Raw genomic sequence first — 17165 nt, 5'->3', positions numbered from 1 at the left:
AGAGCACAACCAGCAACCCAAACCCTTCTCTTGGATCGCCGACCCCGACAAGATCATTGCCGCCGTCAAACGCGGGCACCAAGCGTTAGATTCCATCCACTAGGGCTGAAGTGGACCCCATGCGTGGGACCACGGGACCGGTTTGTCAGTTGGATTCTGGCACGGTTGAGCCAGCCAAACGGCCCCTCGACGATCCAGCGCCAACTGTGATTTCGGTCCGGCTCGCCTCGAAGGCGGCGCGTTTGTGTTGCAGTTCGTAGCAACAAGGTGATGCGCGCAACGAAGGCAACGACGATTTCCCATGCTGTCGTGATGGAAACGGGGATGAACACGCGGATCGCAACAGATTAGATTAGGACGATTTGGCCAGTATCGGCACGCGTCTTCCTGCAGTCGACAACCTTGCGCGACGAGCGGGATCTCCTCAAATTTGGAGCGGCGACGGGCCCCCGCCTTTGTGGAAAGGGCCGGCGCGAGAACCCGATTTCGTCGCGATGGTCCAAACGAGGCCGACACACGCACCCTCGATGCTGACGGCGAGCGTCCAGCCCAGGACCAAGCCCTCAAGCCCACCAAGCTTCGCCCCTGCGACCGCGCAGCCAAGCTCCAGCAATCCGCCAAGCGCGAACCAGGGAGATGCCTTGAGCATCCTGTCGCGCAGCCGCGCCAGCGTGCTGGCATGGAATTTGAGCGTTGATCCCACCAGGCTAAATCCGAGAAAGCGCAGGCTCGAACCGGCGATCTCCGGATAGGCCGGATTGAAGATCGCAAGGATCTGCTGTGAATAGGCGAAGATGAAGACGGCACAAACCAGCGAGAAGAGCAGTGACGCCGTTAGAGACAAAAGGAAGTCGTGCCCGGATTGTTCCGAGCTTGCTCTGACCACGGGGAACAGGACGGTGGCCCCGGCAGCGGGAATCAACGAGGCAATGGAGACCAGCATCCACAACGCCATGAAGGCGGCATTGGTGGTCGGTGACAAGAGAACCAGCACAAGGTACGGCATGATGAAGGTCGGGGCCTGCGAGGCAACATCCTGCGCGTAGTGACCGAACGCCCTGCGTCGGTGCTTGTGCAGCAGCTGGAAATCGGGGACGCCAACGAGGCGACGCGCACGGCCGCGGGTCAAGAGATCGACGCCGATCCAGGACGCCAGGATCGCGGCCACCCATGTCAGAAGAATCGCGCCAGTGGAGGCGTAGCCGACGGCCGCGGCGGCGGCGATCAGCATCAGCTTGAATGTCGAGAACAGCACCTGCCGGATCATCCTGCCGCTGCTAAGCAGGGCACCGACGAACGCCTGATCGCCCAGCACGCTGAGACTGGTCAGGCCGCAGCCGAGGACGAACGCAAGGCCCTCGAACCAACCATCGATCGGCCCGGACGAGCTCACGAGGTTAGCCCCCCCGAAGATAAACAACAGGCCCAGGCCGACCGTCAGCATCACCCCGACGGACACTGCTGCCGCCACTAGACCGCGCTCCTTGCCCGGATGCCGGACGATTTCGCCGATCAGCAAGGTCCCGAGCCCGGCCTCGCCTAAGAGACCGATGAGGCCCATCACGGACAGGAGGGCGGCGGCGTTGCCGATCACCTCCGGCGGAAATGTCCGGGCGGCGAGCCACCAATAGACAAATCCAAGACCGGCCGTTGCTATCGTGCCGATCGCCAGAGCGCCGGAATTTGTGATGAGCGTGGCGCTCTTCTGAAGCACTCGGCGCACGCGCATGATGGCGGTCCGGGCGAGGTCTACCCGCATGATGGCCCTCCCGAACCCTGGTGCGCCGGCACCGCGGCTCCCTTGGCGGCCGGGCGCAGGACATCCCGGTAGACCTGCTCGATCCGGGTCACGACCGCTCCGGCCTTGAGGCGCCCCACCCGGGCGAGGCTTGTCGCCTCCAGTCTGGCCAGCCAAGCGCGGTCTTCCAGAAGCGTTTGCATCGCATCGGCCAAGGCTGGGGCATCACCCGGCGGCACGAGAAGCCCGGTTTCGCCGTGATCGACGAGATCCGGCATGCCGCCGACGTCGGTTGCGACGACGGTCTTGCCGGACGCCATCGCTTCCATGATGACGGTCGCGCAGGCTTCCGGCCCGACCGATGGCAGCACGCCGAACAGCGAGCGGCGCCATGCATGCATGATGGCGGAATGCGGCCATGTGCTGAAAACCCGGACGTTCGGCGGAAACTCGGTTGGCGTATCGGCGACCCTGCGCCCGATCAGGACCAGCGGAGGCGCCCGCTCCAGACCAGCATAGGCCTTCAGGAGAACGTCGATACCCTTCAGGCGCATCATGTCGCCGACAAACAGGATGAATCCGTCGCCGGGCAACTCGCGCAGGCAGGGATCTTCTGGGCCAAGCACCCCGACATCGTCAGGCACGAAATTGGGGATGACCTCGTAGGGAGCGCCTCCTCGCGAGAGTCCGCTATGACGCGCCACTGCGCGGCTGACCGCGATGAAGCGGTCCACCATCCGCCGGGCGGCGAAGCTCGACGCCCAGTTGCCAAACGTGGTCGCGGTTGCCTTCACCGCGCCGTAATGTCCGGCGGCGCAGGGCAGGCACTTCGCCAATGCCGGGCCACTGCAGAGATGGGTACCCAGGTGCATGAAGTTCTTCTTGGCGCAGATAAGGCCGTAGTCGTGGAGTGTAACCACGAGGCGGGCGCCACCGAGAGCTTTGAGTGGCAGGAAGGAGGCGTAAATCCAGTTATGGGCGTGGACGATGTCCGGCCTCTCCTTTGCGACCAGCCGTTTGAGGGCCAACACCAGTTCGGGATCCGGGAAAGGCGGCGCGTGGCGGCGCTCGGAATCGGTGTGGAGGCCTGACAAGCGCTGGAGCGCGCCGCGCAGGCGATGCACCCGGACCGCGCCGTCCAGTTCGGTGTCGGGCGATCCAGGATGCATCAAGGTACCGACGCTCACACGATGGCCGCGCTGCGCCAGCGCTGCGCCGAGATTGCGGACGTGCCGCTCCTCTCCCCCGATCACTGGAGGATAGAATTGCGACAGCAGCAGGATGCGCATGGTCGAGCCTCGTCTCAGATGCGTGGCACCAGCGTCGAAACGCTGCGATAGAGTCGATTATCTTCCGGCCGATAGAGCCGGGCCTCGGCTTTCTGCGGGGTGGCCAGGACGGACACCGGGAACTCGCGCGTCCAGGTGTCGCCCGGCGCGATGGTGAGCGAGCGGAAGACGGCGAACAGCCGTCCGTCGAGAGTGATTTCCAGGTCGAATCGCAGCGTCTGGGTCTCGGCGCTGCGGACGCCGACGGTAAGACGGCCCGGGTCACCGCTGGCCGGTGGCACCATCCAGAGCTCGGTGTACTTGAATTCCCGGTAGGTCGCTTCGTCGCGGACGGCCAGCGCATAAGCTCCGGTCGCCACCAGCGCCGCCAGCGCGATCACAGCTCCCTGCCAGAGCCGGACCCGCGCCGGAGACGGCCAGCTTGGCAGATCGGGCGCGTCGCGGCGGCCGGCGGCCACCAGCGCCGCGCCGGCCGTGACGGCCCAGAACCAGACCGCCCAGCCGAGCGGCGTCAGGAAGCCTGCGGCGTTCAGCGCAAAGCCCCCGGCGATACCGGCGGCAAGGCTTGCTCCGATCGCGTAGGCGAGGTGTTCCGACACGCAGGTGGTTCTTATGCCAATGGCTCGCAGCACCGTGTGGCCCGAGACGAGGAGCACCATGGGCACTCCCAGGATGGCGCGAAGGAGCATGTCGTCGCTGAGCGCAACGGCGGCAACGGTAACTCCCGCCCACAGGCAGGCGGCCAGAAGATCCCGCTTGCTAGGAATTCCCATGCAATCCCCTCACGTCGTAGATGATGATCCAGCCGTTGTCATAAATGCGGGTGACGCCACCGATGTCGTTGAACTTGAGTAGCGCCGCCGGGGACAGCGGCCTTCCCCGCGCTTCCCAGGGCTCGAAGTAGAAGCCGAGCATTGGGGGGGCCGTGGACAGGCGCAGGTCCACCAGCAGGAAATCAACGTCGCTTCTCACCAGGGCCCAAAATTCGTCAGGCCCCAATTTTTCGTCCTCGAACACGCGCGCGGAAAACACGCCTCCGACGATCTTGACCCTGACGTCCTGGCGCCCGTAGCCCGCGAGCAGCATTTGATTGGTGCGGTCGGCGGTGAAGCGATTGCCGGCACCGAGCCATTCCCTGGTCCAGCGTGCCGTTTCGATCGCCATGGTCTCGACGGATTGCGGGTCGGCCGCCACCCTGTAGGGTCCACGTATCGGTGCGAGCGACGCGGCCGTGACCCCGCCGAGCACGATGACCGCCAGGGCAAGGACCGGTGCGATACACCGCCACCCGCGTGGTGCGTGGCCCTGCCAGAAGTGGACGATGCTCACCGCCACGACCAGCCCGACGGCGAGGAACACGAACGTTCCCATGCGGTTTCCGATTTCCCAAGCGACGGTCAGCCGGAAGGCCACCGAGACCGGGAACGCGAAGGCCAGCAAGGTAAGGAGCACGATGCGGCTGTCGCGCCAGCGCCGGTTGAGAATGTCCTGGATCGGACGCCAGCCCGCTTGCGCATCGCGCGGCGCTGCCATGGCCAGCGACCGAAAGAAACCCGTCGCCAGCCCGAGTGCCAACAGCAGGATCGCGAATAGGGTGGTCAGCCGCATGCCAAGGGGCTGGGTAGGCGCTCCGGGGTGCTCCGACCCTGGAATGGGCGCGCCCAGAATCTTTCCGAGCAATGTCTTGAAGCCGGTTTCGGCCACCGGGGCGAGATAGCTTGTGAGAGGGTTGCCACGGGCCTGTATCCAAAGGAGCGGCAGAGCTAGGGCCAGGAGCGCCGTGACGCCCACGGCGGTCCTGGCCCCAATCCGCAAGGGGCCGTGCCGGCGCCAAGCCTCGAGGGCCGCCAGCGCAACGAAGTAGATGGCGGTGAAGGCGGCCGAGAGGTGGTGCGTGACCGCGAGGCTCGCCAACAGCAAGGCAATCAACCCGAGCGCCTTCAGCCTCGGTCGCCCGACAAAGTCCTTGGACGCTGCTTCGACCGCGAAGATCAGTACGCACAGCACGATGCCGAGGCTCTCGTAGGAGAACATCGACTCGAACTGGACGAAGGTTGAACAGCCCATATAGGTCAGACAGGCGATGGCCGAGATGCGCGGCGATCCGGTGATGCTTTCGAAGAACAGAAACAGGGCACCGATGAACGTGCCCCTGAGGACGGCCAACAATAGGGTCGCCGCCACAAACAATGGCAATCCCGTCAGATTGACGATCGCCGTCGTCAGGATTTCCAGGGCGGGATACGCTCGCCCGACCGGCAGAAGCGGGCTGGACAGAAATAGCCGGCGGGCCGTCAAGAGATCGTCGGCCGCGACCCAGTGCAAGAACTCGTCGTGATGGATGAAGCTCGTCGGGGAATAGACGACCTTGTAATAGAACATGGCCTCGGCAAGCAGGAACAGGAGGAAGAGGCGCTCACCCCGGGCGACCATCGGCCACGCGATGCGAAGGCTGGTCGGCACGACAAGCAAAACGATACCAGACCAGAACAATAGCGGCGCTACCGTATCGCCCCGGCGCCCGGCCCCGTGCCCGGCCACGACCAGGAGCAGAGCGGTAGCGACCGTCAGGCACAGAACCGCAATCCATCCGGAGTTCGCCGGTCGCGGCGGGGCATCGGCGCTGCCACCGCGAAGGTCCGGGCCGATAACCAGCGAGACAAGTTGGATTCCGGCCTGGAGCGGGTTGATCCTGGTTGCTGCAGTGAAATGAGCTGGTATCATTAGGCTCATGCCTCCGTCGCAGGTGGCCACGACATCACGCCGCCGGGGGGCAATCGGACCATGGATCGGCTGTTCAGGACCTCACAATAAAGATCGCTCAGCGCTTGAGCGCAGGCATCCCAGTCCGGTAGCGCCAAATCCGGGACCTCCCGAGGGGCCCCCAGCTCCTCGGCCATGGCGGCGGCCAGTTCTTTCGGACCGGCGTTGGGCGGGACAGCTCGGCACAGGCCCTTGGCGGCCAACTCCCGCAGCCCGGACGTGTCGCTGACAAGGACCGGACGGCACAGCGACAGCGCTTCCATCACGGCGACCGGATGGGCTTCGTAGTCGCTGAACAGCACGAACAGCGCGGCGCTCGCCAGGAGGTCAGCCATGTTCTGCCGCTCGGATCCGGGGATGCTCGCGATAGTGACCCGCCTCTCGAGGCCGAGTGTCGCTACGAGGCGCCTCAATTCTCCCTCATACGGGCCTGTTCCGACGACGTGCAGTCGCGCGTCTGGCACCCGGCGGATCAGTTCGGGCAAGGCCGCAATCGCCCGGTGATGGCCCTTGTAGCGCTCCAGCCTGCCGCCCGAGACGATCAGGTGCGGATCGACCTTAACGCTGGGGCTCGCAGCGGGCATTGCGGCGCCGTTCGGGATGACGACAAACCGCTCCCGCGGCACGCGCATCCTGGCGCTGAAGAAGTTGGCCTCGAATTCGGAGACGCCAACCAGCCGCGCGGCCCGCGCCACCAGCGGCCGAAGCAGCGCGTGCTGCGTGCCGCGCACGGCGTTGCGCAGCCGGGAGGAATGCCCGCCGCTATGGAAGGTCAGGATGAACGGCAAGTTCTCGCGGACGGCTGCGAGCAGCCCTATCGGCACCACAAAGGTACTGTAACCTTGGAAATGGATCAGATCCCAAGCCCCGCGCCGGATCGCGCTATAGATGCCGGGCGCGACATAGAGGTCCAGCTTCCTCGGCCAGGCCGGCACGCGCTGCACCCGCATGCCGCTCACCTCCTCCTCGACCGGCAACTCCCCCGTGGGATCGGTGGTGAGCACGTCGACCGCGTGGCCGCGCGCCGCCAAGCGAGTACCGACCTCCTGGATGTGAGTTTCGATGCCGCCCATGAAGGGATAGCAGCGAGCGGCAACCATCAGAATTCGCATCAGGTCTGTCCACCGACAACACAGGCTGTCGCGCTCCGCCTGCGCTGTTGGTGCACCCTCTCGCGCAGGATGGTTTTCAGGACGCGCCAGCCGTCCGGCATGGCGCGCAGATGGCTCACACCGCTGATGCGCGAAGCCTCGAAACTCGCCACCTCGACGATATTGAGGTGGTTCTTCAAGGCCCGCACGTTGATGAGGGTCTCGATCTCGAACCCATCGCAATCACAGTCCAGCGTGGCGACGTGCTTGGTCCAGAAGGCTATGTATCCGTAGCATAGATCGGAGAACCAACCGCCATAGAGCAGCCGCACGAACAGGGTCAGCCCCTTATTGCCGAACATTCGGAACAGCGACATGTCGTCGGTGCCGGCGCCCTGGATAAAGCGTGAACCCTTGACGAGATCCGCGCCGGCCATCAGCGCACTGACAAAGACGATCGCCTCCTCCGGCACCATGGAGCCGTCGGCGTCCAGCATGACGATGATTTCGCCTGTGGCGGCCAGGAATCCCGCTTGCAGTGCAGCACCCTTGCCCCGCCGGGGCTCCATGACAATCTTCACATCCTCGCGCAGGCGGCGCGCGACCGCGACCGTGTCGTCGGTCGAGCGACCATCCACGATAATGACCTCATGCGCCCAGTTGGGGATGCGCGGCAGAAGCCAAGGGAGGTTCTCGGCTTCATTGAGCGTCGGGACGACGAAGCTGACCCGGGGCAGAGTCAGCGAGCGGCGCAGCGCGAAATCAATCGGGTCAGGCGGCGATACGGCACCGACAGGGGCGAGAATGCTGGCGAGACGGGCGTTCATGACAGCGCTTTGAGGTCGTACGATGGAACCCAGGAGGCGGGCTGGAAGCGCGCAAGAACTGCCACTAGGTGTCGGGCGAGATGATGCGCCGGGTGATGGGTCCCGTATACGAATCGACACACCGGGCCGAAGCTGTTCGCGGCAGCGGGACCGATGAAATGCAGGCCAGGCACCGAGGTCTCGTAATGGGCCGATAGCTGCGGCGCGCCCTCAACCAAGCGGATCTGGCGCAACAGCGTTGGGCCCAGGAAGCCTAACCGCCCAACATCGATCTTGTACCCGGTCGCGAAGATGACGTGATCGGCCCGCATAGAACGCCGCGCGCCACTGGCGTCCATCACATCGAGTAGCACCTTGCCGTCGCTTGTCTCGACGCTCTGAAGGGTACGACCGAGCCACACCGGCACTTTCCCGATAACCCGGTCTTTCATGAAAGCGCCGCCAAGGGGCCCCAGCGCCCTGATGTTAGCAAGCCGGACTCGCAAATCCTTCGACAGAAGTCGGATCAATTGCGGATATTTGGCGCAGGTCGCCAAGGTCCAGCCATGGCCGATGCCGTTCATCGGGGCGGTAATGCGCTCGAACAGGGCTCGGGGGCGAGGGTAGCCGGCAAAATCCAGCTGCGGTCGGCGCACAACGAGCGAAACCGAGACCCCGCGTTCGTAGAGCAGCGCCGCCAGATCGGACGCCGATGATCCGGATCCGACCACGATGATTTCCTTGCCGTCCAGCGGCTGCAGAGAGCCGTACTCACCACTGTGCGAGCATAGATCGGCGGGCAGATGCACGGCCTGGTGCGGCAGGCGTTTGAACGGATGAAGGCCGACCGCCACTACCACGCGGCGCGCATGGACTATCTCGCCGTCATCGAAAGTGGCGTGAAAGCAGCCAGCGCTGGGTTCCAGCGCCATCAAGGTCTTGCGTTCAACTATGGGAACGTAACGCCTCTGAAAGGCTTCGCCGTACTCGATAAACCGGCTGAGCGAGAGCGGAAGCAGCTCGTCATGATAGGTCAGGGCGCGTTCGGCGCAGAACGCCTTCAGTGCGAATTCAGACCGCGGATCCGACAGGCTCGACGCCCAGGGATAGGACTTGAGCAGCATACCAGGGGGCATGTTGTGCTTCCATGACCCCATGAGCTCCCCGAAAATCCGGTGCTCGACATCTCGCGCGCGTAAATGCGCGGCCAGCGACAGGCCGTAGGGGCCAGCTCCAATGACCGCCACATCCACGGATGTGTTTGATCCAGCCATGTGCAGACTCCCCGGAAATGAAACCAATATTATATGAAATAATATTGGGACCTAGACGGCCTCTTCAGCTCTAGTTACTTGAGCATTACTGATACAGTTCTGAAATGGAAGCACGATAGATGGTTAGGTAAAGACAATAGATGATTAGCTCTTTGGGGGTATCCCTTCAGGTTATTTCCAGCCCGTAGCACCAGCGAGAACAGTACGGCAGCGGCACCGATCACCTTCAGCAGCTGTGTTGGCAGCGTTGCCAAACCCGTTTGGACCTCTGGGGCCACCTTCAACGCCAGCGAGGACATTCATCGACCCGCGGCCGGCATTAGCTCACAAGCGACAATTTCTAGCGAGTAAGGGGTGCAGAAGGCAGCGAAGATCGGCCGGGCCGATGAACGTCCCAACGCAACGCCGACATTGCCACTGGCCAGAAGCTGCGACGTGCAGGTGGGTTCGCTCCTTCACTCGGCCGTCTTCCGAGATCCTACTTTTTCTGTGCCCGAGAAGGGTCGAGGTCGCCCGGCCCTTCGCAGGGGGTACCTTTCGCTGGACCAGCTGGCTATGGGTAGCTAAACCGGACGCGAGACCGGCCAGGAGAGGTGCTGCCCGTGCGGTCCCGAGACCGGCGCATCGGATACAAGCAACCGATACGAGGTCGTGATCTCTCGCAGACCCCCGAGATGACCGAACAAGTCGATCACCTCCAGGCCGGACCGCCGGTTGTAGGTGTGGCACCCGAACGCTCCGGACCGAATGCGACCGACCGGGGTCTGGGCAAATTCCGACTCGCCGAGCTCATCGATCCGGCAGAACGTCACCGCGCCGCCATAGCCGCGCGCGCAATCTTGGACCGGGCGTAGCATGCGTCCGCCGTGTCGGATGACGGCGCCTGCGGGGCGGCTGAGCGTGGCATCGAGCAGGACGGGGTTTGCGGCATGGGGCGTCCAGGACCCGGTCAGGCTCTCGGCACGGTAGAGGCTGAGGACATCCCAGGACGTGGACCTCCACAGCCTTGGGCTGACGAAAAACCAGAAGCCGCCTTCATGGCGCAGAGGCGTGGTATCGTAGCCCTCGATCCCCTCGATGAGGCAGGCCTCCCGCGTCCACCGGTAAGGGAATTCCACTGCCCTGTAGAGGCTGACATTCCTGGCCGCCCCCGATTCGGGGATCATCCAGATCTGCCCGTCCTGCTCGAACACGAACGGGTATGAGAGGTGATGCGGTTCCTCCAAGACGATCTGGGGTGCGCCGACGGTCCCGTTCCGGTCCGCTGCCACGACTGCAATGCATCCCCGGTTCTTCGAGTGGAGGTGCTTTTCGACAAATATGAAATCCTGCCCCTGGTGCCGGAAGGGGAACGGATCGGCAAGGTAGCTGTCGGTCTCCCCGGTAAGCACCCGGAATGCTGCGTCGCCTTTGTCGAGCAGGCTCGCCGATTCGTCGAAGCGCCAGCCAATCCCCCACATCCTGCCGCCTCTTGCCAGGATGTCCAAGAACCTGATTGCCTTCGATGTCACTGTGTGTGTCGCTCTTGCAAGGGCCGAAAGCGCGCCGAGCGAAGGCACGGCCGTGCGTGGGCCGGGGACATCGGACGCAGCTGAACCGGTTTCCTCGCGCAAGGCTTTTAGGATCAGCGCCACAGTGCAGGAGAGGACGCTATCGAGGCTCGCTGCGAACACTTCACGGTCTACACTGGCCGGACGCGCCATCCACGGCCGCGACGGGCGCGCCGTGTCGTGCAGGTCGACGAGAAGGTCCTGATCATTCGCCAAGGCCGCCATGACTCCGATCTCGCTGGGTACGCCGTTGAAGAGCGGCGTCAGCACGCGCCGTCCCGACAGGAGGGGCTCCTCTCCGCTCAAATCAATCACCACGTCCACGTGGTCGGCCGGAGGCGGCGGCAGGGACCGCAGCGCCGCCTCGACGGGATCGGTGGCGCCGTTGACACCTAAGCCATAGACTAGTCTTTCGAGTTCGAGCAGCAGACGGAAGATCAACGGCAGCGGGCGGCAGCCGGCCGCGAAAGCGCAGGAGACGTCGTTGCCAGGCACTTCAGCAAGCGCCTCTGCCAGCCACAGATGCCAACGCAGCGGCCGCGACGGATCGAGACTCAAGCAAATGCGCATTGTTGTTCTCACGGCGAATTCAAGAAGACGACAGCTTTGACGAGAACCAGCTCGAGCGACGCACCTTGCCAGCTGTCCGGCGCGAGCCCGCGAGCCAGGGAGGCAGATAAAAAGCCGCAGCGCGCGCCACATCGCAAGGGTAATACACCAGGGCCGGCAGCGGATCGTCCCGGCGCCAGTAGCCATCCACCACGACCGAGCGAGGCGGGATCGGCTTCGCGCCAAAGCGGATCCGCTCGATCCATGAACCCTGCCAGACCACGCGACCGTCACCCGGGCCGGCCGGCAATGGCTGCAGGTCGAGTTCGTGCCGATAGGCTATCAGCGGGATATTGACGCCGACGAGCGTCGCCAACTCCTCCTGCCAGTCAGTGCGCCCGACCGTGGGCTCTATTATCAGAAAGCGTCCGCTCCTGATATCCTGCTTGTACTCAATGCCGCCAAATCCGAAGTAGTTAACCTGATCGAGGAGGTCTTTCGTGGTGCGTTCCAACTGCTCGTTTACTGCGGCCGTACAGAACGCCGTGCTCCCGGTGCCCGGCGGGGTGCTGGCGAGTTTTTGCCCGGTGAACATGCCGAGCGTCTCGCCGTTGCGTCCCCTGTAGAACAGGCAGAAATAGATGCTGTCGTCCGGTCCCTCTATGGTCTCCTGCACCAAGACCTCGCCGGTCTGAGCCAGCAGCCTCTCCGCGGCCGAGAAGGCATCAGCGTAGCTCTGCGCGCTTATCAGCCGGGGAGCATGCCCCTCGTGGAAGTGGCGCTTGTCGGCGGGTTTCAGGATCATCGGCAGGCGGAGCGACATAATCTCGCGAACGCCCGCGAGATCCCGCACGACCACGCCGTTCGGCACTGGCCAGCCATGCTCCCCGGCGCTCTCGTGGAACCTGGCTTTGTCGTGCAGCATACTAACGGTATCGTGAGTTGGGAGGCGGAAGTGGTAAAGCCCCTCCAGCTCTTTGCGGTATTCCGAGACCGTAAGAAGTGCCAGCTCATCCGTGATGACCAGGAAGGGCCGCTCGCCGATCCGCCTCCGAAGATCGCGGAGGAAGTCCACGAAGCTAGGGCCATGCAGGGAGTCTGCCAGGATCGGGTGGGCGTAGCGCGACCACAGCGCCGGGTTCGATCGCTTGCGGTCGACCACCCAAACGGGCATCCCGCCCAGGGCAAGGCTGCGGCACACGCCGAGCCCGTTCAGCTCCCCACCTATTACTACTGCGGGGACTCGCCAATGCGAAGAGCCGAACTCTTGGTTGGGAGCGGTGTCTGACAGCATGGGTTCCATACTCGAGGGACCATAATCGGCCAGGCACCACTATGCACAATTGACGGCGGGCTGTGCGCGGCCAGAGGGGGTAATCCCTAGGCGCCATTGCACCCGGCGCCCGGTGAGAGCCACATGGCGGGATGACAGTCGGCTGGCAACGGGCGAAATACGGGCTGCGGGCGAAAAAAAGCGGGCTGCGCAACGGCGGACGGCGTGTGCTGGTCTTGGCGCTGTTATGTGTTCCGGCAGCCGTGAGCGCCGCAGACAACTTGGCGCCAGCGTCCTTCATCAAGACTTCCGGCACGGAGTTTAAAGTCGACGGCAGGCCATTCTTTTTGACCGGCGTGAACAGCTTCTCTGTGACTTTCGGGTCCAAGGACGAGGTCATCCGCCTTTTTGATGACGCGGTGGCCATGGGGGCCAATGTGGTTCGCATCATCCTCCAGCCGGTGATCGGGTCACGCGACGGAAGCACTACCACGATCTGGAACTGGCGGCTTGAGGCTGATGCCAGCGATCTCGCTGTGAGAGGAATGTACCTGCTCTCCTGGGACCCTCGTGAGAACAGGATGGCGATCAATGACGGCGCGAACGGCATGCAGAAAATTGATTTCCTCATCGCCGAAGCCGGCAAGCGACACCTCAGGCTCATCATAGCCTTCCTGGATTTCTGGGCCTACACGGGCGGCGTCCAGCAGATGCGGGCTTGGTATGGGAGCCGCGACGAGTCCACGTTTTTCTTCAATGACCCACGCACGAAGCGGGACTACAGGACCTGGGTCCGCCACGTCGTGCGACGCGTCAACCCGCTCACCGGACTTGCCTACCGGGACGACCCGACCATCATGGCCTGGGAGCTGATGAACGAAGGCAATGCGCGCCCAGAGGCTTTGCGGCTGGCCTGGACTGCCGAAATGTCGGCCTACGTGAAGTCGCTCGATTCCAATCACCTTGTCAGCTCAGGGCACGCCAACGTTTCCGAGAAACTGTCCGATTTGATGATCCCAACTCTCGATTTCGGGACCTGGCACGGCTACCCGCTCTACTACAACCTCACGGTCCAGGAATTTAACGACCTGATCACCGAGTTCTGCCAATTGGCGGGCCGCGCCAATAAGCCGGTCCTTTTGGAGGAATTCGGCTATGCCCGCTCCAATCGGGACTTCCGCGATGCTTACGAAAAATGGCTCGATACGCTTACCCGCGATCCCAACTGCGCTGGCTGGATCGTGTGGCGGCTGGCCTCGCGGCAGGACAGCGGACGCTATCCCGTCGATGAATACGACCAGTTCGATATCCGCAACGACGGAAGCGCGATTTGGAACACCCTCAAAGCCGCGACGGCCCGGGCGGCGCGGACCCGCGAAGCCAGCCGGGCCTCACAAACCATCCGGGAAGTCCCATGACCGAAATCTCCGTCGTGACCTGCGCGAGCACGCTCGACCGCTGGGACGAGTTGAAGCGTGCGGTCGGGTCCGGCCACACCCAAACGCGCCCCGCGCGATATCGTCGTAATAGCCGTAACCCAACAGGCCGCGAAAGGAACCAGCAGCCATGATCGATGCGTCGGTTGTCATCTGCGCCTACACACTCGATCGCTGGGACGATTTGAACGCGGCCATCGCCTCGGTGCGCAACCAGACCAGGCCCGCCCGCGAGATCATTCTCGTCGTCGACAACAATGAGACTCTCTTGAAGCGAGCCCGGCGCGAGATCGGGGGTGTCATCGTCACACCTAACAATAACGTGCGTGGACTGTGCGGCGGTCGCGTCACGGGTGCCGGATTGGCAACCGCACCGGTCGTGGCATTTCTCGACGACGATGCGATGGCCGATGAGCGCTGGCTGGAAGAGTTGCTGATGCCCTACGCCGATCCGCACGTGCTTGGCGTCGGCGGGCGCATTGAGCCTCTATGGCGCAAACCTCGGCCCTGGTGGTTCCCGCCTGAATTCGACTGGATCATCGGCTGCACCTATCGCGGAATGCGGGTACGAGATGGTGGCGAAGTGCGTAATGTGATAGGCGCCAACATGTCTGTGCGCGCTGACGTGCTGCATGGCTGCGGCGGGTTTGCCGGTCAAATGGGACGCATCGGCGGCGGCAGGGGCTCAGCCAATACATGCGACGACACCGAGCTTTGTATCCGCGCCGCAAAAACATTTGGAGGCGTATGGATATACAAACCCGAGGCCAGCGTTCGCCATGTGGTTACAGCGGAACGCATGACCTGGAAGTATTTCCTCCATCGGTGCCGCATGGAGGGGACCTCCAAAGCGGTACTCGCAGGCTTAGCGGGGACTAAGGACGGGCTGGATTCCGAGCGGCTTTACGTTCTCACCCTGGGGCGCTCCGCGCTCGAATACGCAGCGACTGGCAAGATCGGCCAGGCGCTCGCCATCTTTGTCGGATTGACGACTACTTCAATTGCTTACACGCAGGCACGGGCACGGGCCGTCATCTCGCAGGGTCCAAAGATAGCCTCGGAACAGAAGGGCGTTACGTCCAGGACGTGACTGGCGCCGCTACTGGCACATGCAGCGTCAGCCGATTCATTTCGCAAGGAGATTCACATGCCACGGATCTATGAGAGTCGCAAACGCGTTTTGGTCACCGGGGGAGCCGGCTTTCTGGGCTCCCGACTAGTAGATCGACTGCTCTCCGACGGTCATGAGGTTCTCTGCGTGGACAATCTCTTCACCGGAACCAAGCACAACATTGAACATCTACACGCAAACCCGCGCTTTGAATTTCTGCGCCACGATGTCACGTTTTCCTTATACGTCGAAGTCGACGAAATTTACAACTTGGCCTGCCCCGCATCGCCCATCCAATACCAGCACGATCCGGTGCAGACCACAAAAACCTCGGTGCAAGGCGCGATCAATATGTTGGGCCTCGCCAAGCGGCTCAAATGTCGAATTCTGCAGGCTTCGACAAGTGAGGTCTATGGCGATCCCGCAGTTCATCCTCAAACCGAGGACTATTGGGGCAATGTGAACCCCATTGGCCCTCGGTCCTGCTATGATGAGGGAAAGCGTTGCGCCGAAACGCTATTCTTCGATTATCATCGACAGTGCGGCCTTGAAATCAAGGTTGCCCGCATCTTCAACACATACGGCCCGCGGATGCATCGGGCTGACGGTCGAGTTGTTTCCAATTTCATTATTCAGGCACTGAGCGGCGAGCCGATTACGCTTTACGGTGACGGCAACCAGACTCGTTCCTTCTGCTACGTTGATGACTTGATAGATGGTCTTGTACGCCTCATGGACAGTCGAGCCTCATTCACGGGACCAGTCAATTTGGGAAATGATGGAGAATTCACCATTCGAGAGCTTGCGGAACTGGTGCTCGCTGAAACCGGCTCGTCGTCAAAACTCGTGAATTTGCCGTTACCCCGCGACGATCCAAGACAACGCCGTCCCGATGTTTCCCTCGCCAAAGCCGAATTGGGCTGGCAACCGACCATGGGACTGAAAGACGGGCTGAAGCCAACCGTTGCATTTTTTAGCCGCGACCAGGCACGCCGATCACGCTCGCAGGAGGAGCCGCAGCTGATCGCTTTCGAAGAGCGGAAACAACGGTTCCATTCCATTGCTGGCGACTTCCTCCCAGCTGGATGACCACTCGCACATCGTGAGCTTCGGCCATTCCGACTATCGACCGCATCTCCGGCGCCCGAAGCTGCTTCGCGGCAATGCCTCTAAGTTTTGAACCGCTGAACCCATGTGAACTGTGCGCTGTCATTTCGCCCGATTAGAGTCAGCTAGGGCGCCGAACAGCTAAGGATGAGCTTCTTTCGCGCAGTGTTGAGCCTGAGGTGATATGACCGTGATGAAGGTTCTGGTAACGGGGGGCGCGGGTTATATTGGCAGCCAAACCTGCAAAGTATTGGCGCTGCATGGATTCGAGCCGGTTGTCTACGACAATCTTTCGCGTGGCAACCATTGGGCCGCGAGATTCGGCCCGTTCGAATTGGGCGACGTCGGTGATCCCGCTCGGGTGCGTTCGGTACTCGAAAAACACCGTCCGTCAGCTCTGATACATTTTGCAGCTTATGCTTATGTGGGGGAATCGGTCGTAAACCCTCTGCTTTATTATCGCAACAATATCAGCGAGACCATCTCCCTGCTTGAAACCTTGATCAGCTTCAAGCAAATGCCGGTGGTGTTCTCGTCAAGCTGCGCGACCTATGGCGTGCCTGATCGGCTTCCGATTTCGGAGGATCATCCACAACGACCGATCAATCCTTACGGCTACTCGAAGCTTGTTGTTGAGCAGGTGCTCAAGGATCTCGACGCGGCTCACAACCTTCGTTCGGTCTCGCTCCGTTACTTCAATGCGGGGGGTGCTGACCCCGAAGCAGATATCGGCGAAGCTCACGAGCCAGAAACCCATTTAATCCCGCTTGTCCTTGCTGCCGCCCGTGACGCCACAGCGATCAAGCTGTTCGGGAACGACTACGAAACGGCGGACGGAACTTGTATCCGCGACTACGTCCATGTGCTTGATATCGCTGATGCTCATGTGAGGGCACTCAGGTATCTTATCGACGGCGGGGCCACCTGCGCGGTCAATTTGGCTAATGACCGGGGTTACTCGGTATTGGAAGTAGTGGCCACGGCTGAGCGCGTTACGGGCAAATCAATCCGAATCGAGCTGGCGCCGAGACGGCTTGGCGATCCCGCGGTTTTGATTGGTGCTCTCCAACGAGCACGAACCCTGCTCGGCTGGAAACCAGAGCGATCTGACTTGGAAATTCAGATCCGCGACGCATGGAAATGGATGACGCGACAATCGTGAGCGCTTTGATTCAACG

At 62.4% G+C, this 17165-nt stretch carries 13 protein-coding genes; 4 read left to right on the top strand and 9 right to left on the bottom strand.

Annotated features, from left to right (window positions below; all coding sequences use genetic code 11):
• Positions 1 to 424 precede the first annotated feature (424 nt).
• From NKI17_RS34170 to NKI17_RS34130, 9 genes are all read right to left on the bottom strand, one after another.
• Positions 425 to 1729 (bottom strand): lipopolysaccharide biosynthesis protein, encoded by a 1305-nt coding sequence (locus NKI17_RS34170; RefSeq protein WP_352907583.1) that lies wholly within the window; start codon positions 1727 to 1729, stop codon positions 425 to 427.
• A gap of 20 nt (positions 1730 to 1749) precedes the next feature.
• Positions 1750 to 3027, bottom strand: coding sequence for a glycosyltransferase family 4 protein (locus NKI17_RS34165; RefSeq protein ID WP_352907581.1), 1278 nt, complete (start codon positions 3025 to 3027; stop codon positions 1750 to 1752).
• A gap of 14 nt (positions 3028 to 3041) precedes the next feature.
• Entirely contained in the window at positions 3042 to 3800 is a 759-nt protein-coding gene (locus NKI17_RS34160; protein WP_352907580.1) for a hypothetical protein, read from the bottom strand.
• On the bottom strand, positions 3787 to 5781 hold the full coding sequence (locus tag NKI17_RS34155; protein WP_352907579.1) for a putative glycosyltransferase family protein: 1995 nt from the start codon (positions 5779 to 5781) through the stop codon (positions 3787 to 3789). The genes NKI17_RS34160 and NKI17_RS34155 overlap by 14 nt, the downstream gene beginning before the upstream one ends.
• Complete coding sequence (locus NKI17_RS34150) at positions 5757 to 6902, bottom strand: glycosyltransferase family 4 protein (RefSeq protein ID WP_352907578.1); 1146 nt, start codon at positions 6900 to 6902, stop codon at positions 5757 to 5759. The genes NKI17_RS34155 and NKI17_RS34150 overlap by 25 nt, the downstream gene beginning before the upstream one ends.
• Positions 6902 to 7708 carry a glycosyltransferase family 2 protein gene (locus NKI17_RS34145; protein ID WP_352699734.1) on the bottom strand — a complete coding sequence of 269 codons (807 nt, stop codon included), beginning with the start codon at positions 7706 to 7708 and terminating at the stop codon, positions 6902 to 6904. The genes NKI17_RS34150 and NKI17_RS34145 overlap by 1 nt, the downstream gene beginning before the upstream one ends.
• A complete protein-coding gene (locus NKI17_RS34140) occupies positions 7705 to 8961 on the bottom strand; it encodes an NAD(P)-binding domain-containing protein (protein ID WP_352907576.1) in 1257 nt (418 codons plus the stop codon). Before NKI17_RS34140 ends, NKI17_RS34145 begins: the two co-directional genes overlap by 4 nt.
• Positions 8962 to 9524: 563 nt before the next feature.
• Entirely contained in the window at positions 9525 to 11081 is a 1557-nt protein-coding gene (locus tag NKI17_RS34135) for a glucosamine inositolphosphorylceramide transferase family protein (RefSeq protein ID WP_352907575.1), read from the bottom strand.
• A 19-nt stretch (positions 11082 to 11100) separates the two neighbouring features.
• The gene (locus tag NKI17_RS34130) at positions 11101 to 12222 is read right to left on the bottom strand and encodes a carboxylate--amine ligase (protein WP_352699728.1); all 1122 of its coding nucleotides are present in this window, start codon (positions 12220 to 12222) and stop codon (positions 11101 to 11103) included.
• A 263-nt stretch (positions 12223 to 12485) separates the two neighbouring features.
• Between NKI17_RS34130 and NKI17_RS34125 the strand changes: the two genes are divergently transcribed.
• The 4 genes from NKI17_RS34125 to galE all read left to right on the top strand — a co-directional run bounded on the left by NKI17_RS34125 (position 12486) and on the right by galE (position 17149).
• The gene (locus NKI17_RS34125) at positions 12486 to 13751 is read left to right on the top strand and encodes a glycoside hydrolase 5 family protein (RefSeq protein ID WP_352699726.1); all 1266 of its coding nucleotides are present in this window, start codon (positions 12486 to 12488) and stop codon (positions 13749 to 13751) included.
• Between the two features lie 148 nt (positions 13752 to 13899).
• Positions 13900 to 14859, top strand: coding sequence for a glycosyltransferase family 2 protein (locus NKI17_RS34120; RefSeq protein ID WP_352907574.1), 960 nt, complete (start codon positions 13900 to 13902; stop codon positions 14857 to 14859).
• A 57-nt stretch (positions 14860 to 14916) separates the two neighbouring features.
• A complete protein-coding gene (locus tag NKI17_RS34115; protein ID WP_352907573.1) occupies positions 14917 to 15969 on the top strand; it encodes a UDP-glucuronic acid decarboxylase family protein in 1053 nt (350 codons plus the stop codon).
• Positions 15970 to 16171: 202 nt separating this feature from the next.
• Complete coding sequence (galE, locus tag NKI17_RS34110; RefSeq protein WP_352699720.1) at positions 16172 to 17149, top strand: UDP-glucose 4-epimerase GalE; 978 nt, start codon at positions 16172 to 16174, stop codon at positions 17147 to 17149.
• Positions 17150 to 17165: the final 16 nt, after the last annotated feature.

Source organism: Mesorhizobium sp. M0816 (genome assembly GCF_040320005.1).
Taxonomy (GTDB): domain Bacteria; phylum Pseudomonadota; class Alphaproteobacteria; order Rhizobiales; family Rhizobiaceae; genus Mesorhizobium.
Note: the sequence above shows the minus strand (reverse complement) of the source record. Positions and strands in the feature narration are given on the sequence as shown.

Coding starts and splice junctions, on each gene's coding strand:
- NKI17_RS34170 (WP_352907583.1), bottom strand. CDS start 1,729: ATGCGCGTGCGCCGAGTGCTTCAGAAGAGCGCCACGCTCATCACAAAT.
- NKI17_RS34165 (WP_352907581.1), bottom strand. CDS start 3,027: ATGCGCATCCTGCTGCTGTCGCAATTCTATCCTCCAGTGATCGGGGGA.
- NKI17_RS34160 (WP_352907580.1), bottom strand. CDS start 3,800: ATGGGAATTCCTAGCAAGCGGGATCTTCTGGCCGCCTGCCTGTGGGCG.
- NKI17_RS34150 (WP_352907578.1), bottom strand. CDS start 6,902: ATGCGAATTCTGATGGTTGCCGCTCGCTGCTATCCCTTCATGGGCGGC.
- NKI17_RS34145 (WP_352699734.1), bottom strand. CDS start 7,708: ATGAACGCCCGTCTCGCCAGCATTCTCGCCCCTGTCGGTGCCGTATCG.
- NKI17_RS34140 (WP_352907576.1), bottom strand. CDS start 8,961: ATGGCTGGATCAAACACATCCGTGGATGTGGCGGTCATTGGAGCTGGC.
- NKI17_RS34135 (WP_352907575.1), bottom strand. CDS start 11,081: ATGCGCATTTGCTTGAGTCTCGATCCGTCGCGGCCGCTGCGTTGGCAT.
- NKI17_RS34125 (WP_352699726.1), top strand. CDS start 12,486: ATGACAGTCGGCTGGCAACGGGCGAAATACGGGCTGCGGGCGAAAAAA.
- NKI17_RS34120 (WP_352907574.1), top strand. CDS start 13,900: ATGATCGATGCGTCGGTTGTCATCTGCGCCTACACACTCGATCGCTGG.
- NKI17_RS34115 (WP_352907573.1), top strand. CDS start 14,917: ATGCCACGGATCTATGAGAGTCGCAAACGCGTTTTGGTCACCGGGGGA.
- galE (WP_352699720.1), top strand. CDS start 16,172: ATGACCGTGATGAAGGTTCTGGTAACGGGGGGCGCGGGTTATATTGGC.